The organism is Martinezella sp. CNPSo 3957, from assembly GCF_057784395.1.
Genome location: NZ_JBXSOU010000003.1, coordinates 246,968 through 271,191, shown reverse-complemented (window position 1 = coordinate 271,191; position 24,224 = coordinate 246,968). Strand labels below are relative to the sequence as shown.

Here is a 24,224-nt window from a genome sequence, read left to right as displayed (position 1 = left end):
GTATTTCCGTACCTCCGTTTAGGGCGGAAATACTCTCGGCTTCAGCTGCGGCGGCTAAGGGTTGCGCCCTTGGCCGAACCGAATTCGGCAATGACGGTTTCGCCGGCGATCGCCCGCTGGCCGACGGCAACGCGCGACGAAGCACCTTCCGGCAGGAAGACATCGAGGCGCGAGCCGAAGCGGATGAGGCCGATGCGCTCGCCGGCATCCAGCGGCTCGTTCGGATGGACAAAGCAAAGAATGCGCCGGGCAACGAGGCCGGCAATCTGCACGACGCCGATTTCGCCATGCTTCGTTTCGATCACGAGGCCGTTGCGCTCGTTCTGTTCGCTGGCCTTGTCGAGTTCGGCATTGAGGAAGCTGCCCTGGCGATAGGCGACGTTGGTGATGCGGCCGCGCATCGGCGAGCGGTTCACATGGCAATCGAAGACGTTCATGAAGATCGAGATACGCAGCATCGGCTGGCTGCCGAGGTTGAGCTCGGCCGGCGGCGTCACCATCTGCACGCTCGAAACCTTGCCGTCGGCCGGCGATATCGCCAGATCATCGTCCTGGGGCGTCATGCGTTCGGGATCGCGAAAGAAATAGGCGCACCACAGCGTCAGGATCAGGCCGATCCAGAAGAGCGGCTTGAAGATCCAACCGAGCACCAGCGACGCGACGAAGAAACCTGCAACGAAGGGATAGCCTTCCTTGTGTACGGGAACGATGACATTGCGTACGCTGTTCATCAAGCTCATCTATGGCCTACTCCGTTAGGGCATTCCCGCCAGGAACCAGGCTCCGGTTCTCCGTCAAGATCATGCCAGTCAAAAGAATGAGAACAAGATAAGCGGTCTTGCTCTGAATACCAGTCGAGCGTGACTACAGGCAAACTCTGTCATGGGCAATGCTTTCGCACGCTCGTCCTCAACGCAATCCGTGTCGAGCAAGATGCCAACGTTCCCCGGAGTTGAAAAGTGTAGCCTGTAGAAACCCCTGTAGGACGCAATGAAAAGGCCGCCGATGACGGCGGCCTCCTATGTTCTGCGTCGGTCGACAGGAAATCAGAGGCCGAGGGCGGCGCGTAGCTCAGCCTTGGCGCCTTCATACTCGGTCTTGTAGTCGTCATGCGTCATGATGGTTTCGGCGATGACGGTACCCGCAATATGGGCAGCTTCGATATCGGAGGCGTAGTGGATGCCGCCGACGATGCGATTATGGCCGTATTCCCAGGCACGCGCCATGATGACGGCGCGCTTCTCCGGTACCATGTTCGCGAGCACGATGCCCATCAGCGTGCCGACCGTGGCGTGGCCGGACGGATACGAGCCGGATTTGGAGAGCGGTACGATCGGCTTGACGAGATCACTGTAGAGATGCGGGCGCGGACGCTTCCAGACGTCCTTGGCTGGATCGACGACGGCGCCTTCGGTCTCGACGACGCGATCGAAGAAGGCCGAAAACTTCGGCAGGCTTTCCTTGGTGAATTTCGGATTGTCGATGACGTCGGAGAAGCGCCAGACGTTCTCTTCGGCATCGGCCACAGCGCGAGCCGCCATTTCCGGCGTGCGGGTCACCTGAATCGTTAGGATTTCGCCGAGCTCCGCCTTCATCTGCGCGGAATCATTGGCGGGTGGCGGAGGCAACAGATCGAGAAGGTTGATCTCCTTGGCATCGGCGAAAGGCTTGGCATCTTCGGCGAAAACCGGCGAGGCCAGGCCGACGACGAGCAACAGGCTTAAAGCTTTGGCAAAAGTACGCATTTGGGGGCTCCGTTCAAAAGACCCTCGTACCTAGCAAGCTGTCATCTCAGTCTCGTGACAGCAATCGGTGCATAAACACTATGCACTCGACGTTGCCGTGGGGACATAATTCAATGCATCCGCAGTTTTTCACCTCGCCGGCGCCAGCCGGTCGATAACGCCCAGGTCGTCGTTCTCGCGCACCTGCTTCAGATGCTCCTCGGCCTGCGTCGCCTCGCGCTGGCGGTTCCACATGGACGCATAAAGCCCGTTCCGTGCCAGCAGTTCGGCATGTGTGCCGCGCTCGGCGATCACACCGCTTTTCAGCACGATGATTTCATCCGCGCCGATGACGGTCGACAGACGATGAGCAATCACAAGTGTCGTGCGGTTCTTGGAGACGACATCGAGGGCGGCCTGTATTTCGCGCTCGGTCGTCGTGTCGAGCGCAGAGGTCGCCTCGTCGAGGATCAGAACCGGCGGCGATTTAAGAACGGTGCGCGCGATCGCCACGCGCTGCTTCTCGCCGCCGGACAATTTGAGGCCGCGTTCGCCGACCTTGGTCTCGAAGCCTTCCGGCAATTGGCGGATGAAGTCGCCGATCTGCGCGATCTCCGCGGCCGCCGTCACTTCCGCCTCGCTTGAGCCCGGCCGGCCATAACGGACGTTGTAGGCGATGGTGTCGTTGAAAAGCACAGTATCCTGCGGCACCATGCCGATGACCTTACGCAGGCTCTTCTGCGTCACGGTTCGCAGATCCTGGCCGTCGATGGTGATCGTACCGCTCTGCACATCGTAGAAACGATAAAGTAGGCGCGACAGGGTCGATTTCCCGGCGCCTGAAGGCCCGACGACAGCGACGGTCTTGCCGGCCGGAACTTCGAAAGAAATGCCCTTCAGGATCGGCCGGGCCGGATCATAGGCGAAATGCACGTCCTTGAACGCGATCGCGCCATTACCGATGACAAGTTCCTTGGCGTCAGGCGCATCGACCACCTCGGGCTTGACCTCGAGCAGATCGAACATCTCCTCGATATCGGTCAGGCCCTGGCGTATTTCGCGATAGACGAAGCCGATGAAGTTGAGCGGCACGGAGAGCTGCAGCAGCATGGCATTGATGAAGACGAAGTCACCGACCGTGTGTTGACCGTTGAGGACCGACCAGCCGGACATGACCATCATCACTGTCGTGCCGAGGCCGAAAATCAGACCCTGACCGAAGTTCAGCCAGCCAAGTGACGTCCAGACGCTGGTGGCCGCCTTTTCGTATCGTTCCATCGATTGATCGAAGCGCTTGGCTTCCATCTCCTCGTTGCCGAAATATTTGACCGTCTCGAAGTTCAGCAGCGAATCGATCGCCTTGGTGTTGGCGTCGGTGTCGCTGTTGTTCATCGTCCGGCGGATGGAGATGCGCCAGTCGCTCGCCTTGACGGTGAACCAGATGTAGAGCCAGACCGTGACGGCCGTGACTGCGAGATAGGAAAAGCCGTAGCCGCGCCAGAAGATGATGGCGGTCAGCAGGAATTCGATGAAGGTCGGAAACGTATTGAGGATCGTGAAACGGACGATCGTCTCGATGCCCTTGGTGCCGCGCTCGATGATGCGCGAGAGGCCGCCGGTCTTGCGCTCCAGATGGAAGCGCAGCGATAGCTCGTGCATGTGCACGAAGGTTCGGTAGGCGAGCTGGCGCACCGCATATTGGCCGACACTCGCAAACAGCGCGTCGCGCAGCTGGTTGAGGCCGAGCTGGATCAGGCGCGTCGCGTTCGTGGCGATGATCAAGGCGACAGCGCCGACCAGGAAGGCAGGCAGTATGCCCTGCATGTCGAGCTTGCCGTTCAGCGCATCGACGGACCATTTGAAGAAGTAGGGGACCAGCAGCAGGAAGAATTTCGAGACCAGCAGGAAGACGGTCGCCCAAACCACCCGCATCTTCAGATCCATACGCCCGCTCGGCCACATATAGGGCCAGAGATTGACGATCGTATTCAATGGATTGCTGGAATCCGCCGATATGGTTTTCTTCTGGCCTGCCATGTCCGTCTCCGGCGAATGATTGGGCCGCCGGGCGTGGCAATGTTTGCCCAGCCGGCTGGCGAGCCTTCCCAGCCAAGACTGGCTGTCGTGCGAAGGCTATAAAGGTTGGGGGACGCTTATACTATTTTCATGCCCTATAAAAGCAGCGGCCAGGCGCTGATGAGCCTGGCCGCTGTCAATGTTCACGATGGACCGTCGTTGCTGCTAGAGATGCTCGCCCGAAAGCCGCTTGCGATGAAGCGCCTCGGCATTCGGCAATGCGTCCTTCGGCAGACCGAAGACCTGACCCGGCAGGATCCGGTCCGGATTGTTGATCTTGTCCTCATTGGCCAAATAGATCGTCGTATAGCGCACACCCGCGCCGTAGATGCGGCGCGAAATCTGCCACAGCGTATCGCCGCGACGGATGATGACGGCATTGCTATCTTGCGAGAGGGGCGCCTGCTCGAGCGTCTTCGGGCCGCTGTCGTTGGATGAGACCTCTGTGTTCGGCTGTGCCGGTGCTGTCTGAGCAGGCTCCGTGATAACGGCGATCATCTGTTCGAGTCCAGGCAGGGCGGCGCCGACCGACTTCGGGTCCTTCGGCAAGGCGACGAGAGCAGCTAGCGCCTTGCCGGCCACGCTGGAGGCATCGGCTGCCGCCTTCTTGAGCGCGGCGCTGGCGTTGATGGTCGGCCGGAATTCGGAGAGCGACTTCAACGCGATTTCCGTGCCGGAGCGGGCGGCTGCGAGCTGTTCCGTATTCGGTTGCTTACCGTCGGTAAACAGGCCCTTCAGCAGCGCAAAAGCCTTGCCGGCGCCTTCCTTGAGCTTGGCAAGCTCACCCTCGTCGAGCGGTACCATGTTTGCCGTGGTCGCTTGCGCTTGACCATTGGCGGCGGGCGTCTGCGCCGCAACCGTCACCTGATTGCCCTCGGGGCGCGTGAAGTTGACGCTGGTCCGCACCACGACTTTGCCGGCGCCGTCAAGCACGTCAACGCGGATCTTGTGATCGCCGACGGCAAGAGGCATGGGTCCGTCCACAACGAAATGACCATCCGCACCCGCGACGTTCTCACCGATGAGCTTGTCGTCGGCATAGGCGCGGACCTTGGCATTCGGCTTCGCGGTGCCGGCAACGAAGATGTGGTCGTTTTCGATCTCCACCGCATTGACCATGACGTCCTGATCCGCTTCCGCCTTTGCTGCCGGCGGCGTTGCCGTGCCGGCTGCCGGATTGGCGGATGCGACCGCCGTACCATCCTGTTGCAGCTTGGCGTCTGCCGTGGCTGCCGGCTTGTCCGTCGCCTTGGCCTGTGCGTCGGCTGCTGACGCGTCCTGTTCGCCGGCGGTCACGCGGCCCTGCTTGGCGGAAGGCGCGGTTATAATGCGGCTTGCAGTGCCTGGCTTGGACACCATCGCAAGGACCTGGGTGGAATTGTCTTTCGGCACGGAGACAGTGGCGACTTCCTCGGAATTGACGGCCTTGCCGTCCTTGCCGATGGCGCGCAGCACCAGTTCGTGGTCCCCAGGCGGCAGCGGATTGTCGAGCACGGCGGCAAAGTCGCCGCTCGGGCCGGCATTGGTGGTGGTGACGACCTTTTCGCCGTCGACGATTTCCAGCTTGGCATTCGGCTCGGCCGAACCAGCGATGACGGTGGAGCCATCCGGCTCGACGCGCAACACGTCGAATGATGGTACGCGAGGATTGGCTGCAGAAGCCGTCGTAGGCGCCGGCTGGCCGGTTAGCGCTGCGAAAGCCTTGTCGATTGCTGCACTCGCTTCGGCGGTATTGTCGGGGAGAGACTGGATGATGGTGAGCGCCTTGCCAGCGCCGTCCTGTACCTTCTTCACAAGCCCCGTCGTCGCTGCGTCGATTCCCTCAGGAAGCGCGAAGCCGACGATCGATTGCAGGGCGTTGGTTGCCTTCGTCTTTGCGGCCGTGAAGGTATCCTGAGATGGTGTGTTGCCATCCTTGAACAGCGCCTTGAGATCGGCAAGCGAGGTGGTTGCCGCACCCGTCAGCTCGGTCAGCTTCTTGGTGAGATCTGCGGTGTTGAGGGCATTCTGCGCGGTCTTCGTCGCGTTCTGTGCAGTCTCGCCGGCCTTCTGCGCGTTCTCGTCGATGGTGTTCTTAACCGTGTTGCTGGCTTGATTGACGGCATCGCCGATCGGGGTCTTGTCACCGTTGATGCGCGGCATCACGAAGAAGACCATCAACAGGGTCGCAATTGCCAACACCAACAGAGCCAGCCACCCGGCACGGTTCTTCATCATCATTCATCTCCACGCGGCGAAGTCGTCGCAACTCCTAAAATTGCTAGCGATTTCGGCTGCTTTTACAAGCTTTCTCAGCCATTTTCGCATGTCCCGGCACAAGTTTTCCTTTGAAAAATCTTGACTGAGCATCTGCAGCATAGTTGTTTGCATCCATGACCGACGAATCCACGCCAATTCGAACCATTTGCGTCTATTGCGGCTCACGGCCGGGGCGCGATCCCTCTCACATGGCTGCCGGCCGCGAACTGGGCAAAAGCATTGCCGAAAACGGCCTGCGCCTGATCTATGGCGGCGGAACGAAGGGCATCATGGGCGCTGTCGCGAGCGGCGTGCTATCGCACGGCGGTCAGGTTACCGGCATCATTCCGGAATTCCTCGTCGATATGGAAGCGACGCGCCATTCGCTCGGGCAGCTCGACGAGCTCATCATAACGCCTGATATGCATGCGCGCAAACACGGCATGTTCGAGCGCGCCGACGCCTTCGTGGCATTGCCAGGCGGCATCGGCACCTTGGAAGAGATCGTCGAGATCATGACCTGGGGTCAGCTCGGCCGTCACGAAAAGCCGATGGTCTTCGCCAATATCAACGGTTTTTGGGACCCGATGATGGAGCTCATCCGCCATATGACGGAAGAGGGCTTCGTCCATACCGCCCACCGCGTCCAGCCGCTGGTTATCGACAAGATCGCCGACATTATCCCCGCCATCCGCAAGCACGCTGCGGAGGTGCCCGGAGATCGCGGCGGCGAAGAGGCCGTCATTTCCAAGCTTTGATTGTAGAACAGGACTTTGCCGCCAAGTATCAAAGCTTGCTGACCGAATGCGATCGGGTAACATACGGATCAGTTCTATCTCAAGATGAGAGATCTAGTATGTGGCCGATCTTCAGGACGTTGTTATCTGGCTCGAAGTTGTTAAACGTAACGGCCGGCGAGGTCATTCTCACTACTTCACAAGAAAGCGGCATCTCTCGCCACTCGTTTTTCGAATGGCGTGTCAAAGAAGCCATTGATAAATCCGACGTCTTTATCGCCGTTAAAATGCGACCTGACAGCTATGCGGGACCGGAAGGCTCTGTCAAAAATTATATCAACTTCGATGTTGATACGGCCATCAGACTTCGCGATAGCTTGAATGAGTGCATCGAGTTCGCGCGCAAATATCAGGAGGCTCGCGAGAGTGCCTCGGATAGCGACGCTAACGAAATCGCATAATTGCTGTCAAAGCGCTGTTTAGCTGCTCTGCCTGATGTCTAGCGCCCTCTGCTCTGACGCAGCATCGACCAGCTATAGAGTATGAGACCGGCCCAGATCAGCGAGAATGCAATCAGCTGCGTCGTGCCGAAGGGCTCCTTGAACAGAAAGACGGCGATCAGAAAGACCATGGTCGGCACGATGTATTGCATGATGCCGATGGTCGACATCCTCAGAAGCTTCGCGCCATTGGCGAAGATCATCAGCGGCAGCGCCGTCACGAGCCCGCAGCCGAGCAGAAGCGCGGTATCCGAAATGCCGGTCTGGTAAAAGTGGCCTTCGCCGCGCGCTTCCAGATAGAGGATGTAAAATGCTGCCGGGATGCAGAGGAGCAGCACCTCGATGAAGAAGCCCTGATTGGCTCCCACAGGCAGGGTCTTGCGGAAAAAGGCATAGAAGCCCCAGGAGAAGGTCAGCGACAACGCGACCCAGGGCAGGGTGCCGGCTTTCACCGTCAGAATGATGACGGCGGCGGCTGCAAGGCAGATCGCGACGATCTGCGTCGGCGCAAGCTTTTCCTTGAGCAGGATGGCGCCGAGCGCAATGCTGAATAGCGGATTGATGAAGTAGCCGAGGGCAGCATCGAGCGAATGGCCGGCGCCGATCGCCCAGACATAGGTTCCCCAGTTGATGGTGACGAGCGCTGCCGTCAGCGATGCCATGGCGATCGTGCGCGGATTACGAAACGCCGCCTTCACGTCACCCAGGCGCCCCAGCGCCAGCAGCACGATGCCCGCGACGGGAACCGACCAGACGATGCGATGGGCGATGACCTCGAAAGCCGGGATATGCGCCAGCGCCTTCATATAGAGTGGCAGAATGCCCCAGAAGAGATAGGCCGTCATCGCGAAGCCGAAGCCCCGGACTGCGTCGTTGTTCTTGATTTCAGGTTTGACCGCGTCGGTGGCCATGAATTTTCCCGTCATTCTCTGTTATTTGAGACGGGATTACCCCAATGCATGCGGCATGGCTAATTCATTTCATTGACGGCATCGTCAAGCTTTTTGATGGGCGGCGGATTACTCCGCCGCTATTCTGCCTGCCATGTGCCGGTTCTTCATCAGCTTGTAGATCACGGAATCCATCAACGCCTGGAACGATGCGTCGATGATGTTCTCGGACACGCCGACAGTCCACCAGCGTACGCCGTCGCTATCGGTGGATTCGATCAGGACTCGGGTTATGGCCTCCGTACCGCCATTGAGGATACGCACCTTGAAGTCGGCCAGTTCCAGATCGTCGATCTCGTGCTGGTATTTGCCGAAATTCTTCCGCAGCGCCAGGTCGAGCGCGTTGACCGGGCCATCGCCTTCGGCAACCGACATAATGGTCTCGCCATCGATGATGATCTTGACCACCGCTTCCGAGACGATTTTCACCCGGCCGTGGGAATCGAAACGGCGTTCGACCATGACGCGGAAACCGTCGATTGCGAAGAATTCCGGGATGGTGCCGAGCGTGCGGCGCGCCAGAAGTTCGAAGCTCGCATCCGCACCTTCGTAAGCATAGCCCGTCGCTTCACGCTCCTTGACGATCTGGATCAGCTGGTCGAGCTTAGGATCGTCCTTGCCGACCTCGATGCCGCGCCGTTTCAGGGCGTTGATGAAGTTCGACTTTCCGCCCTGGTCGGAAACCATGACCTTACGGAAGTTACCGACGCTCTCCGGCGGCACATGCTCGTAAGTGCGCGGATCCTTCAGCAGCGCCGAAGCGTGGATGCCGGCCTTGGTCGCAAAGGCCGAAGCGCCGACATAAGGCGCCTGATGATCCGGCGAGCGGTTCAGCAGCTCGTCGAAGGCGTGCGAAAGGCCGGTCAGGCCAACCAGCCGCTCGGCGTCGATCGTGGTTTCGAAGCGTTCGCTGTAGGCTCTTTTCAGCGCCAGCGTCGGGATCAGCGTGATCAGGTTGGCATTGCCGCAGCGCTCGCCGATGCCGTTCAGCGTGCCCTGGATCTGCCGAACGCCCGCCTCGACTGCGGCAAGCGAATTTGCAACCGCCTGGCCGGTGTCGTTATGAGCATGGATGCCAAGACAGTGCCCGGGAACGCCGCAGGCGATGACGGCCTCGACGATGGCGCGGACCTCCGGCGGCTGCGTGCCGCCATTGGTGTCGCAGAGCACGACCCAGCGCGCTCCGGCATCATAGGCCGTTTTGGCGCAGGCGAGCGCGTAGGTCGGATTGGCCTTGTAACCGTCGAAGAAGTGTTCGCAATCGACCAGAGCTTCCTTGCCCGCGGCGATGGCTGCCTTGACGCTTTCGGCGATGCTTTCGAGGTTCTCCTCGTTGGTACAGCCGAGCGCCACCTTGACGTGGTAGTCCCAGCTCTTGGCGACGAAACAGATCGCGTCGGATTTCGCCTGCAGCAGGCTCGCAAGGCCGGGATCGTTGGAGGCAGAGATCCCGGCGCGCTTCGTCATGCCAAAGGCGACGAAGCTGGCCGATCTCGTGCGCTTCTCATCGAAGAAGGCCGTATCGGTCGGGTTGGCGCCGGGGTAACCGCCTTCGATGTAGTCCAGGCCGAACTCATCCAGCATGGTCGCAATCGCAATCTTGTCCTCGACCGAGAAATCGATGCCGGGCGTCTGCTGGCCATCGCGGAGCGTCGTGTCGAAGAGATAGATTTTTTCGCGTGTCATACTGTTTCCTCCGGCGAACCGGTTTTCTTGCTCAGTCGCTCCCTCTCCCCACGTGCGGGGAGAGGGTTAGGGTGAGGGGCGTTATTCGGCCTACACTTTCCCAGCAAACTTGTCCGTCGCGCGGATCAGCTGATCGAGAATGCCCGGTTCCGAATAGGCATGGCCCGCGCCCTCGATCAGATGAAATTCCGCTTTCGGCCAAGCCTTGTGCAGCGCCCAGGCATATTTGGCCGGGCAGGGCATGTCGTATCGGCCATGGACGATGACGCCGGGAATGTCTTTCAGCTTGTAGGCGTCGCGCAGCAGTTGGCCCTCTTCGAGCCAGCCGGCATTGACGAAGAAATGGTTTTCGATGCGGGCAAAGGCGTGGGCAAATTCCGCATCGGCAAAGTGGTCGCTGGTGGCCGGCTCCGGCAGCAGCGTAATCGTCTCTCCCTCCCAGATCGACCATGCCTTGGCGGCTTCCAGTCGGGCAGCCTTGTCCGGATGCGTCAGCAGCCGATGGTACGCGGCCATCATTTCATGACGCTCTTCCGGCGGGATCGGGGCGATGAAACGCTCCCATTTGTCGGGGAACATTTCGGAGACGCCGAACTGATAATACCAGTCGAGCTCGGCTTTCGTCAGCGTGTAGATGCCGCGCACGACCAGCTCAGAAACACGCTCCGGATGCGTTTCGGCATAGGCGAGCGCCAGCGTCGAGCCCCAGGAGCCGCCGAATACAAGCCATTTTTCCGCGCCGGCCATTTCGCGCAGCCGCTCGATGTCAGCAACGAGGTGCCAGGTGGTGTTGGCTTCCAGGCCCGCATGCGGCGTCGAGCGCCCGCAGCCGCGCTGGTCGAACAGGGTCACGTCGTAGAGCCTGGGATCGAATACGCGGCGATGGCTCGGCGAGATGCCGCCGCCCGGACCGCCATGCAGGAAGACGGCGGGCTTGGCGCCGGGCGTTCCCACCCGTTCCCAATAGATCACATGCCCGTCGCCGACATCGAGGTGACCGGAAGCATAGGGTTCGATTTCCGGATAGAATGTGCGCAGGACTTCGGTCATATTTTCAGTCCCTCCGCCGGCCAGACATTGGTATCGTGATCGGGATGCTGGAAGGAAATGATCTGCTCCTGCCGCGAATAGAAATCCGGATCCTGATAGACGGGTTTTTCGAAGATCGTCTCCACCCATGGCAGGCGATAGGCGTGGTTGACCTGGATCTGCGGAGCGAGATCGTCGCGCTCGTCGAAGGCGCCGATGGCAATTTCGAGGCCGCCCGGATGACGGTAGGTCAGCGGTGTGCCGCAGTTCTTGCAGAAGCCGCGGTCGATATTGACGGAGGACTGGAAATAGGTCGGTTCGCCGCGCGTCCATTCCAGGCCATCTTCAGGTGCCGTAACGAGGGCGGAGAAGAAGTTGCCGAACTGCTTTTGGCACATGCGGCAATGGCAGATCGACGGGCGGCCAAGCTCGCCGCGAATGCGAAACCGCACCGCACCGCATTGGCATCCTCCGCTTCTGATAGCTTCACTCATCGTGCTTCTCCTCTGGCCAGCTTTGGGTATCGTAATCGGGGTGCTGATGATTGGAGAGCTTGATCGATATCGCACGATCCGAGCTATCCTCATCCGGTTCCATCGGCAGTGCATCGAGCGCCTGGAACCAGGGCATCTTTCCTGCGCGGTTCGATTGCGCGACGGGTTGGACCAGCGCTGGCTCATCCAGTGAGCCAAGTGTCACATTGATGGAATCCGAGCCGGGCACATCATAGAACAAGGGCGTACCGCAAGTGCCGCAAAAGCCGCGACGCACAAGACCGGACGAATGAAACCAGGAGGGTTCGCCGCGTGTCAGTTCGAAATCGACGCGCTTAGTACTCCCGAGTGGGAGGGCGTAATTGCCGGATGCCTTCTGGCACATGCGGCAATGGCAAAGATGCGGATAGCCGAGCGCTCCGGCGGCGCGATAACGAACCGCGCCGCATTGACATCCGCCACTATGCCCTGCAACCATTGTCATTTGGTGCTCTCCAGTGGCCATGCCGCCGTGTCGTAGTCAGGATGCTGGTTGGACACGATGTTCAGCACGAAGGGCGCTTGCGCAGCGTCTTCCTCCGTCGAGTGTCCAGGCAGCAGATGCAGCCGATCGATGAAGCCGATCTTGGCTTCCGTACCATATTGCACGACGGGCGGCAGTTGCGAGGGATCGTCGAAGGCGCCGGCCGCGACTGCAATGCCATCGGGCGCCTCATAGGTCAGCGGCGTGCCGCAATCCCCGCAGAAGCCGCGCTTCACATAGTTGGATGATTGAAACACCTTCCGCTCGCCACGCGTCCATGCGAGTTCGGCACCACGCGTCGAGACTAGGGGCGCATAATAGGCGCCGAAGGCTTTCTGACACATGCGGCAATGACAGATCGACGCATCCTTCAGTTCGCCCCGCACCCGGAAGCGAACCGCGCCGCATTGACAGCCGCCGGTGTAGGTCGAGACGGTCATGATCTATCCTTTCCGGCGACGATGAGAATATGCATGCAGACGTTATCGATATCCTTCAGGACATCGTCGTTCCAGAAACGTAGAACAGTCCAGCCGTCTGCTTGAAGGCGTAGGGTGCGGACCCGGTCATAGGTTTGATCACTCGCATTGCCGTGTTGCGAGCCATCGACCTCAACGATGAGCTTTTCGGTCGGGCAAGCAAAATCGACAATGTAGCCGGCGATGGGGAATTGCCGGCGGAAGCCGAGACCCATGAGGCGATGTGCGCGCAATTCATTCCAGAGCCGAAGTTCCGCGTCCGTCATGACCTTGCGCATGCGGCGGGCATTGCTGCGGATTTTGGGTGGGACTGGAGTATGCGGCAAGTTACCCCCCTCTGTCCCTGTCGGGACATCTCCCCCACAAGGGGGGAGATTGTTAACCCGCAGCGCTCGCTCGGCCCAAATGGACATCGAACTTGCAGAGACTAGGCTTCGTGTTTGCGTGCACAAGAGCGGCAAACTCCCCCCAATCTCCCCCCTTGTGGGGGAGATGTCACGAAAGTGACAGAGGGGGGTATAAAAACTCACCGCTTGATCTCCCAAGTCGTGATGCGCTCACCCGTCGCCGCATCCTTCCCGTCCTTGAGCTGAACACCTCTTGCCGTCAGCTCCTCGCGAAGCTTGTCAGCCTCGGCGAAGTTCTTCGCCTTCAGCAACTCCAGACGCTGGCGCACCTTGGCCTCGATCTCTGCGACCACAGCTTCGTCGATCTCCGCCTTCTTCGGCAGCAGGCCGAGAAGATCGGCGCTGGCCGCGAAGACCGACAGGAGGCTGGCATCGGCATTGGCGGCCTGTGCCAGGGCATGCAGTGCCTGGATGGCGGCGACCGTGTTGAGATCGTCGCCGAGTGCGGCAAGCACTGTTTCATCCGGAGCCGCCCCACTTACGTCGGCAGCCGGCCATTTCGCGATTAGCCGTTCGGCTTCCTCGAGGCGCTTGACGGAAAAGTCGATCGGCTCGCGATAATGCGTCATCAGCATGGCAAGCCTCAGCACCTCACCCGGCCAGCTCCGGCCGCCGAGCTTTTCCGTCTGCAGCAGCTCGTGGATGGTGACGAAATTGCCTTCCGACTTCGACATCTTGCGGCCTTCGACCTGCACGAAGCCGTTATGCATCCAGACATTCGCCATCGCATGCGTGCCATGCGCGCAACGCGACTGGGCGATTTCGTTTTCATGGTGCGGGAAGATCAGGTCGAGGCCGCCGCCGTGAATGTCGAAGACATCGCCGAGATAGCGTCCGCTCATGGCCGAGCATTCGATATGCCAGCCCGGACGGCCGCGGCCCCAGGGACTTTCCCAGCCGGGCTCGTTCTCGTCCGACAGTTTCCACAGCACGAAATCGCCGGGGCTCTTCTTGTGTTCGTCGACGGCGACGCGGGCGCCAGCCTGCTGCTCGTCGAGATTGCGCTTCGAAAGTTGACCGTAGTCGGCCATCGACTTGGTGTCGAACAGCACCTCGCCGGCCGCCCGATAGGCATGGCCCTTGTCGATCAGCGTTTCGATGATCGCGATCATCTGCGCGATGTTGTCGGTCGCCCGCGGCTGTACCGACGGTTCCAGGCAGCCGAGATCAGTCGTGTCCTGGCGGTACTGCCGCTCGGTCTTTTCCGTCACCAACCGGATCGCATCGTTGAGCGGCAGACCGGGGTGATCGCGCAGCGCGCGCGCGTTGATCTTGTCGTCGACGTCGGTGATGTTGCGGACGTAGGTGACGTGGCTCGCGCCGTAGACATGCCGCAGCAGCCGGAACAGTACATCGAAGACGATGGCCGGGCGGGCATTACCGATATGAGCGAAGTCATAGACCGTCGGACCGCAGACATACATGCGGACGTTGTTGCGGTCGATCGGCTGAAAATCGACCTTTTCGCGCGTCAGCGTGTTGTAGAACTTCAATTGCGGCTCGGCGGCCATATCATTCTCCCAAGGCATAAATCCGAAAAATACCGTCACCGGCAGGCCGGACGTTTGTCATCTTGGATTTTGGGAGACGAAAACGGCCAGGCCAGCGAAACGCTAGCGAATAATCTTCCGGCAGATAATGCAGATAACCGTTTTCATGGGCGGCTTTATCGCGCGCCGGATGAATTTGGTCAAGTGGGGCAGCGCCTCTCCGGTACGGGGAGGAGGTGTTTTTATTCCGGCATCCGATAGTCGACGAGCTTGTTCTCGCGCACGACGAAAAGCTTGCCGGTTTCAGTGACGTCCGGGCCGGTGAGCGGGACGATCGCCTGGGCGACCTCCCGCGGATGCGGCAGCGTATCCGGATCTTCGCCGGGCATCGCCTGGGCGCGCATGGCGGTGCGGGTAGCACCGGGATCGACGCTGGTAATGCGCAACGGCGTGCTCTGCGTTTCCCCGGCCCAGGTGCGGGCCAAAGCTTCGACAGCCGCCTTGGAGGCGGAATAGGGACCCCAGAAGGGCCGGCAGCGATGAGCGGCGGCCGAGGAGAGGATGACGGCGCGACCGGCATCGGAGCGCATCAGCAGCGGCTCCACGGAACGGATCAGCCGCCATGTGGCGGTGACATTGATCGTCATCACCTTCTCGAACACCTTGGCCTCAACATGGCCGATCGGCGAGATCACGCCGAGGACACCCGCATTGGCGACCAGAATATCGAGTTTGCCCCACCGCTCGTAGATGGAGGCGCCGAGCGCGTCGATGGCGTTCATGTCGGCAAGGTCGAAAGGAACGAGAGTTGCCGAGCCGCCGGCAGCCTTGATGGCATCGTCAAGCTCTTCAAGCCCGCCGACCGTGCGGGCGCAGGCGATCACGTGCGCGCCGGCCTTGGCCAGCTCCAGTGCCGTGAAATAGCCGATACCGCGCGATGCGCCGGTGACGAGGGCGATCTTGTCCTTGAGATTGACGCTCATGCTGCCTGGATCCGGATATGTAAGGGAAGGAAGAGGAGCGAAATGCCCCTCTCGGCCGTTACTTAGGCGTGTCAGCCGTTGCTGGCGAGAACGGAAAGCTTGCGCACGTTGCTGGTGCTTTCCTTATCGAGCAGACGCGTCGGATAGTCACCGGTGAAATAATGATCGGTGAACTGCGGCTGCGCGTTGTTGCGGGGCTCGCCGCCGACGGCTCGGTAGAGCCCATCGATCGACAGGAATTCCAGCGAATCCGCGCCGATGAAATCGCACATGGCCTTCAGGCTGCTGTACTGGTTAGCGAGCAGCTTGTCGGCGTCCGGCGTGTCGATGCCGTAGAAGTCTGGATGGAAGATCATCGGGCTGGCGACGCGGATATGCACTTCGCTGGCGCCGGCATCGCGGATCATCTGCACGATCTTCACGGACGTCGTGCCGCGCACGATGGAATCGTCGACCAGCACGACGCGCTTGCCCTCGATGATGGCACGGTTGGCGGAATGCTTGAGCTTCACGCCGAAGGCGCGAATCTGTTGCGTCGGCTCGATGAAGGTACGGCCGACATAATGGTTGCGGATGATGCCGAGTTCGAAGGGAATGCCGCTCGCCTGGGCAAAGCCAATGGCAGCAGGCGTGCCGCCGTCCGGCACGGGAACGACAACGTCGGCCGCAACAGGCGCTTCCTTGGCGAGGTTGATGCCCATGTTCTTGCGGGCAACATAGACGTTGCGGCCGCCGACGACGGAATCGGGGCGGGCGAAATAGACGTATTCGAAGAGGCAGAGCCGCTCGGGCTTCGGAGCGTCGGGCTTGCGGGCATCGATGGTGATCGAGCCATCGGGCTGGATCTCGCAGATGACAACCTCACCGTTTTCGACATCGCGGACATATTTTGCGCCGATGATGTCGAGCGCGCAGGTTTCCGAGCAGAAGATCGGCTTGCCGTCGAGTTCACCCATGACCAGCGGCCGGATGCCGATGGGGTCTCGGGCGGCGATCAGCTTCGTGCGCGTCATGGCGAGCATCGAATACCCGCCCTCCATCTGCCTGATGGCATCGATGAAGCGGTCGGAAGAGGAAACCTGCTTGGAGCGGGCAATGAGATGAAGGACGACTTCGGTATCCGAATTCGACTGACAGATGGCACCGTCGGCGATCAGCTGCCGCCGCATGGTCAGGCCGTTGGTGAAATTGCCGTTGTGAGCGATAGCGATGCCGCCGACTTCCAGTTCGGCGAATAGCGGCTGCACATTGCGAAGTACGGCATCGCCCGTCGTCGAATAACGCACATGGCCCATAGATCGGTCGCCGGGCAGGCGGGCAAGCGTCGCGGGATCGGTGTAGTGATCGCCGACGAGACCCATCCGTCGCTCGGAATGGAAGCGCTGACCATCGAAAGAAACAATGCCGGCCGCTTCCTGGCCGCGATGCTGCAGGGCATGCAGGCCGAGCGCCGTCAGCGCTGCCGCGTCCGGGTGTCCCAGAATGCCGAAGACGCCGCATTCTTCATGCAGCGTGTCGCCGTCGATATCGTCCTCGAAGGAAAGGGAATGATTCATGGCTGCGGGCCTTTGCTCTCAACGTGGGCGGATCGGGGCGGCGTCACGAGTAACCATTAAAATAGCTCAAAATCCGGCCGGAAAAAATATCCGGTCGGATCTTCTATTGTCACGCCGCTCAAATGGAGTTTCTCGAGCGGCAGGTCAAGCCTGTAAACGCACCGTCAATTGTTTGTCTGCGGCGCCGGTGCGTCATCCGAGGGCGCGGTATCGTTCGGCGCGGCGTTATCGCCATTTCCTTGCTGCTTCGGCGCGATCTTGTTGAGGATCTCGGCTGGCAGCCTCGCCTGAATGTCCTGCGGAAGCGCTGCGGTCAGCTTCTCGACCATCGAATCGAGGAATGGCTTCGACTTGGCGTTGTTGACCCAGTCCGGACGTGCGGCCGGTGCCACCAGCCAGTTCCAGAAGGCAACGACGACGACCATCAGCAGCAGGCCGCGAGCGGCGCCGAAGAGGAAGCCGAGCGTGCGGTCGAGCGCGCCGATGCGGCTGTCGATGATGAAATCGGCGATCCGGATGGTGATGAAGGAAATGATGATGAGCGCCAGCAGGAAGATGACGGCGGCTGACGCGATCGTCGCGATCTTGGTGTCGGCCTTGTATTGCAGGGCATAGGGAACGAGCAGCGGATAAAGATAATAAGCGGCGACTGCGGAGCCGCCCCAGCTGACAATCGAGAGGATTTCGCGCGAGAAGCCACGAACCATCGCCAGAACGGCGGAGAAGAGAATAACGCCGATAACAATACCGTCGAAAATCGTAATGGGCATTTATAATCCACTTCAAGACTTGCCAGACCTTTTGGTCGGCATCGGCCTCAATCAGGAGCCTCTTCTTCGCCAAGAACGGCTGAAGTAAGGCTCAGTCTTCATCTTCCGCGCGTTTCAGCGCGCCCTTCGATCCGGCAATGCGCGCCACCAGATCCGGCAGGCTGTCGATCTCGCTCCAGCGTCCGCCGTTGACCTTCGGCAGATCGGCGGAAGCGGCAGGCAGAACAGCCCCGGAAAATCCCAGCTTCTCGGCTTCCTTGAGGCGCTGGGCGGTGTGCGCAACCGGCCGGACGGCGCCCGACAGGCTGACTTCGCCGAAATAGACGCAATCGGCGGGCAGAGCAAGACCGGCTAGGGAGGAAACCAGTGCAGAAGCGACGGCAAGGTCCGCAGCCGGCTCGGAAATGCGGTAGCCACCGGCAATATTGAGGTAAACATCGTGCTGGCCGAGCCGCACGCCGCAATGCGCTTCCAGAACGGCCAGAATCATCGAGAGGCGCGCCGAATCCCAGCCGACGATGGCGCGGCGCGGGGTGCCGAGCGATGTCGGCGCGACCAGCGCCTGCACTTCGACCAGCACCGGACGTGTCCCCTCGATGCCGGCGAAGACGGCCGCACCGGGCGATTTTTCGTTGCGCTCGCCGAGAAAGAGCTCGGACGGATTGGGCACATCGCGCAGGCCGGCATCGGACATTTCGAACACGCCGATCTCGTCGGTGGGGCCGAAGCGGTTCTTCACCGTGCGCAGGATGCGGTAATGATGGCCGCGATCGCCTTCGAAATAGAGAACGGCATCGACCATGTGCTCGACGACGCGCGGCCCTGCAATCTGGCCATCCTTGGTGACGTGGCCAACCAGCACCATGGCCGTGCCGGTCTGCTTGGCGAAACGGATCATCGCCTGCACGCCGGTGCGCACCTGCGTCACCGTGCCGGGCGCGGACTCGGCAAGCTCGCTCCACAGCGTCTGGATGGAATCGATGATGACGAGATCCGGCCGCTTGCCTTCGGAAAGCGTCGCGAGAATGTCCTCGACATTGGTCTCGGCGGCCAGCAGCACTTCCGTATCAGCCGCTTTCAGACGTTGGGCGCGCAGGCGAACCTGCGCCACGGCTTCTTCGCCGGAGACATAGACGATCTTGTGCCCCTGCCGGGCGAGGGCGGCCGCGGCTTGCATCAGCAGAGTCGACTTGCCGATGCCGGGATCGCCGCCGACAAGGACGGCCGAGCCGCGCACGAAGCCGCCGCCTGTCGCGCGGTCGAGCTCGGATATACCGGTATGGATGCGCGGCGCCTCTTCGATCTCGCCCGAAAGCGTCGTCAGCGTCACCGGCTTGCCCTTGCGGGGTGTCTTGGCCGGTCCGCCGCCGATCCCGCCCATCGGATCTTCCTCGACGATGGTGTTCCATGCGCCGCAACTGTCGCATTTGCCGACCCAGCGATTGTGGACCGTGCCGCAGTTCTGGCAGATGAATTGTGTACGGGCCTTAGCCATCGGATGCTGTTCTCAAGTTCAAATGCTTCGCTCTTCGCGACGAATCGCGATCGGCTGACAGATAATGTCTTTCCCGGCCTATCAAAACTAATGATTTCCGTATCAATGGCGATCGTGTCAGGTTTTATGCCGGGTTTTTATGGACGATGACCGATGTTTGACTATTCGCTTGCGCACTGGATCGCCTTTCTCACCGCTGCAACCCTTCTCAATCTTTCGCCGGGGCCGGATATCGCTTTCATTCTCGGCCATACGATCAGAAGCGGCATGCGCTCCGGCTTTGCGGCGCTGTTTGGCATCTGGAGCGGCGCGTGCCTGCATGTGCTGATGGCGGCTGCCGGTCTTTCGGCGATCCTTGCTGCCTCCGCGTTGGCCTTCTCGACGGTCAAATGGATCGGTGCCGCCTATCTGATCTGGCTCGGCATCCAGGCCCTGCGCTCGAAGGGCGAGGCGGCATGGATCAAGGAGGCGGGCAAGACCTTGTCCTCTGGCCGCATCTATCGCCAAGGCATCCTGGTCTCGCTGCTCAACCCAAAGGTTGCCATCTTCTTCCTGGCCTTTCTACCGCAATTCGTCGTCGAAGGCGCCGGCCCAGTCTGGGCGCAGCTTCTTCTGCATGGCAGCCTTATCATTGTCGTCGCCGCTTTCATTGAGCCGCCGCTCATCCTGCTCGGCGGCCGTCTGAGCGAGGCGCTCCGGCGCAATCGGAGCCTCGGCCTGTGGCTTGATCGCGGCCTCGGCACGCTCTTCGTCGCCCTTGGCGTCCGGCTGGCGATCAGCGTTCGCTAAATATTTTGAGGAGTAGTCAGGCTATTCTTCGGTCTCCTCCGAGATATACCGGCGCTCGTGCCGCAGCCCCATGCTGGTCAGCATCTCGTAGCCGATCGTGCCTGCCGCCCTTGCGGCCTCGTCGACCGAGATGTTGCTGCCGAAAAGCTCGACATAATCACCGGCTCTGACCAGGTTTTCCGGCAGGTCGGTGATATCAAAGATGGTCAGGTCCATGGTGATGCGGCCGGCAACAGGCACCTTATGACCGGCGATAAAGCCATGACCGCCTGGGATGCCGGTCTGGCGCAATGGCACACCGGCGCTCGACTGGCTGCGCATATAGCCGTCAGCGTAACCTGCCGAGACGATCGCCAGCCGGCTGTCGCGGGTCAATTGCAGGGCGCGACCGTATCCCACCGTCTCGCCTGATTTGACCGATCGGGTCTGGATGACCCGAGCCTCCGCCGTTGCCACCGGGCGCATCGGATTGGCCAAGCCGGGCACCGCCTCGCCGCCGTAGGTGGCGATACCGGGGCGGGTAAGATCGAAATGATAATCCGGCCCGAGAAAGATGCCGGCCGAATTGGCAAGGCTTGCCTCGATGCCTTCGAAGGCAGCGCTGACCTTGCGAAAGGCCTCGAGCTGCTGCCTGTTCATTGCATTGGAAGGATCGTCGCCGCAGGCGAGATGGCTCATGACAAGCACTGGCGCAAAGCTTGCCGGGCGGGAAACGTCATCGGCCAGCGCGATCGCATCGTCCATCGGCAGACCGAGCCGGTTGAAGCCAGTGTCGACCTGCAGCGCACAGGGATAGTCGCCATAGTCGGATAGTACGGACATCCAGAAGGTCAGCTGCTCCTCCGAAGCGATGACGGGCACGAGATCGTTTTCGAAGAACCGCCGCTCCATGCCCGGCCAGATGCCGCTGAGCACGAAGATGCGGGCCTCGGGGGCATAGAGCCGCAAGGTCGCGCCCTCATCCGCTGTCGCAACGAAGAAATCGCGTGCGCCGGCGCCATAAAGCGTTTCACCGACGTCCTCGATCCCGAGCCCGTAGGCATCGGCCTTGACCACGGCCGACGTGCGGGCCTTTCCCGAGCGGCGCGCGAGGTCGCGCCAGTTTTCGACGAGCGCGCCGAGATCCACCGTCAGCCGCAGGCCGGCGGAAGCGAAAGCATCATCGTCATTGAAATTATCTGTCATGGGGCGCCCTGAATAAGGAAGTGGCCGGAGGTGATTTGGCTTGGGTCAGGATACTGATCGTTGATGAAAAGAAAAAGTGCTGCGAGGCATGTATGCGGGACCGGGCAAAAACTGCCACCACATTTCTGACGACAGCTCCCGGCTGAGGATCGGAAGCCAACAGGCTGCTTCGAGGCACGAATTAGCTGAAGGGCTGGCCTTCAGGCACGCTGCGCGCATCATCTTGAAGGTAGTCTGTCGTAGGCTTTAGTTTCCGGGATGACGGCTGTTTCGAAATAGCGGCATCGAGTAGTGCCTCGCTGACGATCGCCGGAATAGGCTCAGTCGTCAGGCCATCTCACCGCCCATGAGGCGGTATCGCGATCAGGGTGCTGGTTGTTGCTCGTCTTGATCGCCGCAGCCCAATCGGCGCCGTTATTTTCAGTCACGCCGGTATTTTCTAGGCCCGTAATCGTATCGAACCATCTAACCATGTTCTCGGTGCAGGTGTTGGCATGCGGCGGGAAGGCGTGGGGATCGTCCAGCGAACCGATCATCAGGTTGGTGCGGCCGTTTTCGAGGTGATGGAAGAACAATGGCGTGCCGCAATTGGCGCAGAAGCCCCGCTCGACAAGCTCCGAGCTCTTCCAGACACTCGGCTTGCCTCGTGTCCAGGTGAGCGCATCATCGGGCGCGGCGACGAGCGCGGCAAAGATGTTACCCGAGGCTTTCTGGCACATACGGCAATGGCAGAGATGCGAATTATCATGCATGGCAGTTGCGTGATAGCGCACGGCACCGCACTGGCAGCCGCCGCTCACCTTCATCTCGATGCGTTTCAATTTGTCTTCTCCTTCAAGGGGCGGGTTTGGACTTAACGCTTTTTAGGTTTTCATCTTTGGATCGTCCAGCAGAACGACGGGTCCGATCACGCCTTCTCAAGAAAGCGCGGACAGGCAGATACCAGCCTTTCCCACATGCGATCACTTTTGTTCAAGACGCGCGGCAGCCGGCTCGATAATGTGCTGACATGCAGAACGTTTCGCAGAAAGAGGCGGCTGATGCCATGCCGCTTGCCAAGGTGGAATCGACCCGCTTCTGGCGGGACGGTCGCTTTCGCGGCATGGAATGCCTGAGCGCAAGCTTCGTGACGCATGAATATGCGCCGCATGCGCACGACACGTTCAGTATCGGGGCGATCGAAAGCGGTAGCCAGATCGCCACACTGCGCGGCAGGCGCGAAGAAACCGGGCCGGGCGATCTCTATCTGATCAATCCTGGCATCGTGCATGACGGCGCTCCGGGCGGCGGGGGCTATCGCTACCGCATGATCTACCCGGACACGAAGCTCTTCGTCGACATTCTGGAAGACGTCACGGGCAAAGCCTTCAACGCGACGCCATCTTTCGCCAGTTCGTTGTTGCGCGATCCGCAGCTTGCCGACGCCTTCCACAAGGCGCATCGCACACTCGAGAGCGGCGCCGGCGCGCTGGAATCCGATGAAAGCATGTTCACGGTGCTGGCCGCCCTCTTTGCGCGCTACGGTAGCACGACCATCCTTCCCGTCGATACCAAGGAACGTAGCGCCGTTGCATGCGCCCGCGATTATCTCACGGAGAATTTCGACAGCGATATCGGATTGGAGGAGTTGGCAAAGGTCGCCGGACTGAGCCGCACGCACCTGATCCGCGCTTTCCGCAGGGAGTATCATATCACGCCCCATGCCTTTCTGACCGACCGGCGCGTCATCGTTGCCCGCCGATTGCTCAGGGAAGGCCGCATGCCGGCCGATGTCGCCATGGAATGCGGTTTCGCCGATCAGGCTCATTTCACGCGCCACTTCAAATCGCGCACCGGCATCACCCCCGGTCAATTCCGCGTCGGCTAGAGCATCCCCAGGAAAAGTGCGCAGCGGTTTTCCATCCGGAATGCGCCGGGAAATAAGAACATGGAGCATTTTCGCTTTTCCGCGAGCAGTGAAAACGCCTTGCTGATTCTGGATGGAGCTCTGGTCACTTTCGTTCAATACAGCGCCAGATGCCGTCGGCTACCTCTTCGTCATTGTTGAAGTGGAGGTTGCCCATGTTGCAGCAAAGCCGGCCGGCCGGCGAATTCAAAGCCGGGATGCGTGCCATTTTTCCGCTGATCGTCGCCGTCCTGCCGATCGGCCTCGTGTTTGGCGCGGTTTCGGCGACCAAGGGGCTTTCGCCGCTGGAGACTACACTGATGAGCGCGTTCGTCTTCGCCGGCGGCTCGCAATTCGTGGCGATGGATATCTGGACACATCCCGCAAGCTGGATTGGCGCCGGCTTCGCGGCCTTGCTCATCAATGTCAGGCACTTGCTGATGAGCGCTTCGATCGGCACGAAGATGGAGTCTTTCTCCGGCATCAAACGCTATATCGCCATGCTGTTTCTCGCCGACGAGATTTGGGCCATGGCGGAATTCCGCGCCGGCGCAACGCGGCTCACACCCGCCTGGTATGCGGGCATCGCCACGCCCTTCTACCTGGCCTGGGTCGGCTCGTCGCTTGCGGGTGCTCTGCTTGGCGCCTTTCTCGGCGATCCCGCTGTCATCGGTCTCGACTTCGCCTTTCCGGCTGTCTTCATCGTGCTGGTCATGGGCTTTTGGAAAGGACCGGAAACCGGCGCGGTGCTTGCCGCAAGCGGAATTGCAGCCGTTACTGTCCACCAGTTCGTGCCCGGTGTCTGGCATATTGCAGCCGGCGCACTGGCGGGGCTGGCAATGGCTTTCTGGAAAGGCAGGGCGCGGGAGCAGGCGGCATGACGCTCGATCTCAACACGCTGCTCGCCGTCCTCGCCATGGCTGCCGCAACGATTTTCACCCGTGTTGGCGGTCTTGTCTTGATTCGCTACGTGAAGATCGACGAGCGCCGGCGAACCGCAATCGAAGCCATTCCACCGGCGGTGCTGATGGCCGTCATTGCCCCGACAGCTTTTGCTACCGGCTGGGCGGAGGCGCTGGCCTGCGCGGCCACCGCAATCGCCTCCCGCCGCTTGCCGATGCTGGCAAGCGTTGTTGTTGGTGTTACGACGGTGGCTTTGCTGCGAGCTGCGGGACTGTGAAGCGTCTCCGGGAAAAGTGCGAAGCGTTTCTTCGTCTCAGCGAAACAT

The 24,224-nt window shown here is 60.6% G+C and carries 24 protein-coding genes; 6 read left to right on the top strand and 18 right to left on the bottom strand.

Going from position 1 to position 24,224, the window contains the following annotated elements; genetic code table 11:
• Positions 1-41: 41 nt before the first annotated feature.
• The 4 genes from AC13QE_RS09750 to AC13QE_RS09735 form a co-directional block, all read right to left on the bottom strand.
• Positions 42-740 carry a phosphatidylserine decarboxylase gene (locus AC13QE_RS09750; RefSeq protein WP_132716218.1) on the bottom strand — a complete coding sequence of 233 codons (699 nt, stop codon included), beginning with the start codon at positions 738-740 and terminating at the stop codon, positions 42-44.
• A 306-nt stretch (positions 741-1,046) separates the two neighbouring features.
• Positions 1,047-1,745 (bottom strand): acid phosphatase, encoded by a 699-nt coding sequence (locus AC13QE_RS09745; RefSeq protein WP_132716220.1) that lies wholly within the window; start codon positions 1,743-1,745, stop codon positions 1,047-1,049.
• Positions 1,746-1,874: 129 nt separating this feature from the next.
• Complete coding sequence (locus AC13QE_RS09740) at positions 1,875-3,761, bottom strand: ABCB family ABC transporter ATP-binding protein/permease (RefSeq protein ID WP_488483490.1); 1,887 nt, start codon at positions 3,759-3,761, stop codon at positions 1,875-1,877.
• Positions 3,762-3,965: 204 nt separating this feature from the next.
• Positions 3,966-6,017 carry a LysM peptidoglycan-binding domain-containing protein gene (locus tag AC13QE_RS09735; RefSeq protein WP_488483489.1) on the bottom strand — a complete coding sequence of 684 codons (2,052 nt, stop codon included), beginning with the start codon at positions 6,015-6,017 and terminating at the stop codon, positions 3,966-3,968.
• Positions 6,018-6,172: 155 nt separating this feature from the next.
• Between AC13QE_RS09735 and AC13QE_RS09730 the strand changes: the two genes are divergently transcribed.
• Together AC13QE_RS09730 and AC13QE_RS09725 are read left to right on the top strand one after the other, a co-directional pair.
• Positions 6,173-6,796: an LOG family protein gene (locus tag AC13QE_RS09730; RefSeq protein WP_132716222.1), complete on the top strand. Its 624-nt coding sequence runs from the start codon at positions 6,173-6,175 to the stop codon at positions 6,794-6,796.
• Between the two features lie 98 nt (positions 6,797-6,894).
• Positions 6,895-7,236 carry a hypothetical protein gene (locus tag AC13QE_RS09725; RefSeq protein ID WP_488483488.1) on the top strand — a complete coding sequence of 114 codons (342 nt, stop codon included), beginning with the start codon at positions 6,895-6,897 and terminating at the stop codon, positions 7,234-7,236.
• Between the two features lie 38 nt (positions 7,237-7,274).
• Here AC13QE_RS09725 and rarD read toward each other — a convergent pair whose 3' ends face one another.
• From rarD to radA, 12 genes are all read right to left on the bottom strand, one after another.
• Positions 7,275-8,186 carry an EamA family transporter RarD gene (gene rarD / locus AC13QE_RS09720; RefSeq protein ID WP_488483487.1) on the bottom strand — a complete coding sequence of 304 codons (912 nt, stop codon included), beginning with the start codon at positions 8,184-8,186 and terminating at the stop codon, positions 7,275-7,277.
• 108 nt (positions 8,187-8,294) lie between these two features.
• The gene (cimA, locus tag AC13QE_RS09715) at positions 8,295-9,911 is read right to left on the bottom strand and encodes a citramalate synthase (protein WP_132716224.1); all 1,617 of its coding nucleotides are present in this window, start codon (positions 9,909-9,911) and stop codon (positions 8,295-8,297) included.
• A gap of 90 nt (positions 9,912-10,001) precedes the next feature.
• Positions 10,002-10,961: a prolyl aminopeptidase gene (gene pip / locus AC13QE_RS09710; protein ID WP_488483486.1), complete on the bottom strand. Its 960-nt coding sequence runs from the start codon at positions 10,959-10,961 to the stop codon at positions 10,002-10,004.
• A complete protein-coding gene (locus tag AC13QE_RS09705; RefSeq protein WP_488483485.1) occupies positions 10,958-11,434 on the bottom strand; it encodes a GFA family protein in 477 nt (158 codons plus the stop codon). Before AC13QE_RS09705 ends, pip begins: the two co-directional genes overlap by 4 nt.
• Positions 11,427-11,918: a GFA family protein gene (locus tag AC13QE_RS09700; protein WP_488483484.1), complete on the bottom strand. Its 492-nt coding sequence runs from the start codon at positions 11,916-11,918 to the stop codon at positions 11,427-11,429. The genes AC13QE_RS09705 and AC13QE_RS09700 overlap by 8 nt, the downstream gene beginning before the upstream one ends.
• Positions 11,915-12,397, bottom strand: coding sequence for a GFA family protein (locus AC13QE_RS09695; protein ID WP_488483483.1), 483 nt, complete (start codon positions 12,395-12,397; stop codon positions 11,915-11,917). The genes AC13QE_RS09700 and AC13QE_RS09695 overlap by 4 nt, the downstream gene beginning before the upstream one ends.
• Positions 12,394-12,762: a DUF559 domain-containing protein gene (locus AC13QE_RS09690; RefSeq protein ID WP_132716229.1), complete on the bottom strand. Its 369-nt coding sequence runs from the start codon at positions 12,760-12,762 to the stop codon at positions 12,394-12,396. The genes AC13QE_RS09695 and AC13QE_RS09690 overlap by 4 nt, the downstream gene beginning before the upstream one ends.
• Before the next feature lie 200 nt (positions 12,763-12,962).
• Complete coding sequence (cysS, locus tag AC13QE_RS09685) at positions 12,963-14,354, bottom strand: cysteine--tRNA ligase (protein ID WP_488483482.1); 1,392 nt, start codon at positions 14,352-14,354, stop codon at positions 12,963-12,965.
• A 221-nt stretch (positions 14,355-14,575) separates the two neighbouring features.
• A complete protein-coding gene (locus tag AC13QE_RS09680; RefSeq protein WP_488483481.1) occupies positions 14,576-15,316 on the bottom strand; it encodes an SDR family NAD(P)-dependent oxidoreductase in 741 nt (246 codons plus the stop codon).
• Positions 15,317-15,387: 71 nt separating this feature from the next.
• Positions 15,388-16,872 (bottom strand): amidophosphoribosyltransferase, encoded by a 1,485-nt coding sequence (purF, locus tag AC13QE_RS09675; RefSeq protein WP_132716232.1) that lies wholly within the window; start codon positions 16,870-16,872, stop codon positions 15,388-15,390.
• 164 nt (positions 16,873-17,036) lie between these two features.
• Positions 17,037-17,642 carry a CvpA family protein gene (locus AC13QE_RS09670; protein ID WP_112337935.1) on the bottom strand — a complete coding sequence of 202 codons (606 nt, stop codon included), beginning with the start codon at positions 17,640-17,642 and terminating at the stop codon, positions 17,037-17,039.
• Between the two features lie 91 nt (positions 17,643-17,733).
• A complete protein-coding gene (gene radA / locus AC13QE_RS09665; protein ID WP_015339338.1) occupies positions 17,734-19,137 on the bottom strand; it encodes a DNA repair protein RadA in 1,404 nt (467 codons plus the stop codon).
• Positions 19,138-19,290: 153 nt separating this feature from the next.
• Here radA and AC13QE_RS09660 point away from each other — a divergent pair, with 153 nt between their 5' ends.
• On the top strand, positions 19,291-19,926 hold the full coding sequence (locus tag AC13QE_RS09660; RefSeq protein WP_488483480.1) for a LysE family translocator: 636 nt from the start codon (positions 19,291-19,293) through the stop codon (positions 19,924-19,926).
• 21 nt (positions 19,927-19,947) lie between these two features.
• On the opposite strand, the gene alr is transcribed toward AC13QE_RS09660, so the two are convergent.
• Positions 19,948-21,111: an alanine racemase gene (gene alr / locus AC13QE_RS09655; RefSeq protein ID WP_488483479.1), complete on the bottom strand. Its 1,164-nt coding sequence runs from the start codon at positions 21,109-21,111 to the stop codon at positions 19,948-19,950.
• 320 nt (positions 21,112-21,431) lie between these two features.
• The gene (locus AC13QE_RS09650; RefSeq protein WP_488483478.1) at positions 21,432-21,932 is read right to left on the bottom strand and encodes a GFA family protein; all 501 of its coding nucleotides are present in this window, start codon (positions 21,930-21,932) and stop codon (positions 21,432-21,434) included.
• 224 nt (positions 21,933-22,156) lie between these two features.
• Between AC13QE_RS09650 and AC13QE_RS09645 the strand changes: the two genes are divergently transcribed.
• From AC13QE_RS09645 to AC13QE_RS09635, 3 genes are all read left to right on the top strand, one after another.
• Complete coding sequence (locus AC13QE_RS09645) at positions 22,157-22,978, top strand: AraC family transcriptional regulator (RefSeq protein WP_488483730.1); 822 nt, start codon at positions 22,157-22,159, stop codon at positions 22,976-22,978.
• 194 nt (positions 22,979-23,172) lie between these two features.
• The gene (locus AC13QE_RS09640; RefSeq protein WP_488483477.1) at positions 23,173-23,877 is read left to right on the top strand and encodes an AzlC family ABC transporter permease; all 705 of its coding nucleotides are present in this window, start codon (positions 23,173-23,175) and stop codon (positions 23,875-23,877) included.
• Positions 23,874-24,176, top strand: coding sequence for an AzlD family protein (locus AC13QE_RS09635; RefSeq protein ID WP_488483476.1), 303 nt, complete (start codon positions 23,874-23,876; stop codon positions 24,174-24,176). The genes AC13QE_RS09640 and AC13QE_RS09635 overlap by 4 nt, the downstream gene beginning before the upstream one ends.
• The last annotated feature ends 48 nt before the right edge of the window (positions 24,177-24,224 follow it).

Bases quoted from the DNA above. Each gene is read 5' to 3' on its own strand.
- AC13QE_RS09740 (WP_488483490.1), bottom strand. From the start codon at position 3,761: ATGGCAGGCCAGAAGAAAACCATATCGGCGGATTCCAGCAATCCATTG.
- AC13QE_RS09730 (WP_132716222.1), top strand. From the start codon at position 6,173: ATGACCGACGAATCCACGCCAATTCGAACCATTTGCGTCTATTGCGGC.
- cysS (WP_488483482.1), bottom strand. From the start codon at position 14,354: ATGGCCGCCGAGCCGCAATTGAAGTTCTACAACACGCTGACGCGCGAA.
- AC13QE_RS09725 (WP_488483488.1), top strand. From the start codon at position 6,895: ATGTGGCCGATCTTCAGGACGTTGTTATCTGGCTCGAAGTTGTTAAAC.
- AC13QE_RS09680 (WP_488483481.1), bottom strand. From the start codon at position 15,316: ATGAGCGTCAATCTCAAGGACAAGATCGCCCTCGTCACCGGCGCATCG.
- AC13QE_RS09670 (WP_112337935.1), bottom strand. From the start codon at position 17,642: ATGCCCATTACGATTTTCGACGGTATTGTTATCGGCGTTATTCTCTTC.
- alr (WP_488483479.1), bottom strand. From the start codon at position 21,111: ATGACAGATAATTTCAATGACGATGATGCTTTCGCTTCCGCCGGCCTG.
- AC13QE_RS09705 (WP_488483485.1), bottom strand. From the start codon at position 11,434: ATGAGTGAAGCTATCAGAAGCGGAGGATGCCAATGCGGTGCGGTGCGG.
- AC13QE_RS09735 (WP_488483489.1), bottom strand. From the start codon at position 6,017: ATGATGAAGAACCGTGCCGGGTGGCTGGCTCTGTTGGTGTTGGCAATT.
- radA (WP_015339338.1), bottom strand. From the start codon at position 19,137: ATGGCTAAGGCCCGTACACAATTCATCTGCCAGAACTGCGGCACGGTC.
- AC13QE_RS09700 (WP_488483484.1), bottom strand. From the start codon at position 11,918: ATGACAATGGTTGCAGGGCATAGTGGCGGATGTCAATGCGGCGCGGTT.
- AC13QE_RS09660 (WP_488483480.1), top strand. From the start codon at position 19,291: ATGTTTGACTATTCGCTTGCGCACTGGATCGCCTTTCTCACCGCTGCA.
- pip (WP_488483486.1), bottom strand. From the start codon at position 10,961: ATGACCGAAGTCCTGCGCACATTCTATCCGGAAATCGAACCCTATGCT.
- AC13QE_RS09640 (WP_488483477.1), top strand. From the start codon at position 23,173: ATGTTGCAGCAAAGCCGGCCGGCCGGCGAATTCAAAGCCGGGATGCGT.
- cimA (WP_132716224.1), bottom strand. From the start codon at position 9,911: ATGACACGCGAAAAAATCTATCTCTTCGACACGACGCTCCGCGATGGC.
- AC13QE_RS09645 (WP_488483730.1), top strand. From the start codon at position 22,157: ATGCCGCTTGCCAAGGTGGAATCGACCCGCTTCTGGCGGGACGGTCGC.
- rarD (WP_488483487.1), bottom strand. From the start codon at position 8,186: ATGGCCACCGACGCGGTCAAACCTGAAATCAAGAACAACGACGCAGTC.
- AC13QE_RS09750 (WP_132716218.1), bottom strand. From the start codon at position 740: ATGAGCTTGATGAACAGCGTACGCAATGTCATCGTTCCCGTACACAAG.
- AC13QE_RS09635 (WP_488483476.1), top strand. From the start codon at position 23,874: ATGACGCTCGATCTCAACACGCTGCTCGCCGTCCTCGCCATGGCTGCC.
- AC13QE_RS09695 (WP_488483483.1), bottom strand. From the start codon at position 12,397: ATGACCGTCTCGACCTACACCGGCGGCTGTCAATGCGGCGCGGTTCGC.
- purF (WP_132716232.1), bottom strand. From the start codon at position 16,872: ATGAATCATTCCCTTTCCTTCGAGGACGATATCGACGGCGACACGCTG.
- AC13QE_RS09745 (WP_132716220.1), bottom strand. From the start codon at position 1,745: ATGCGTACTTTTGCCAAAGCTTTAAGCCTGTTGCTCGTCGTCGGCCTG.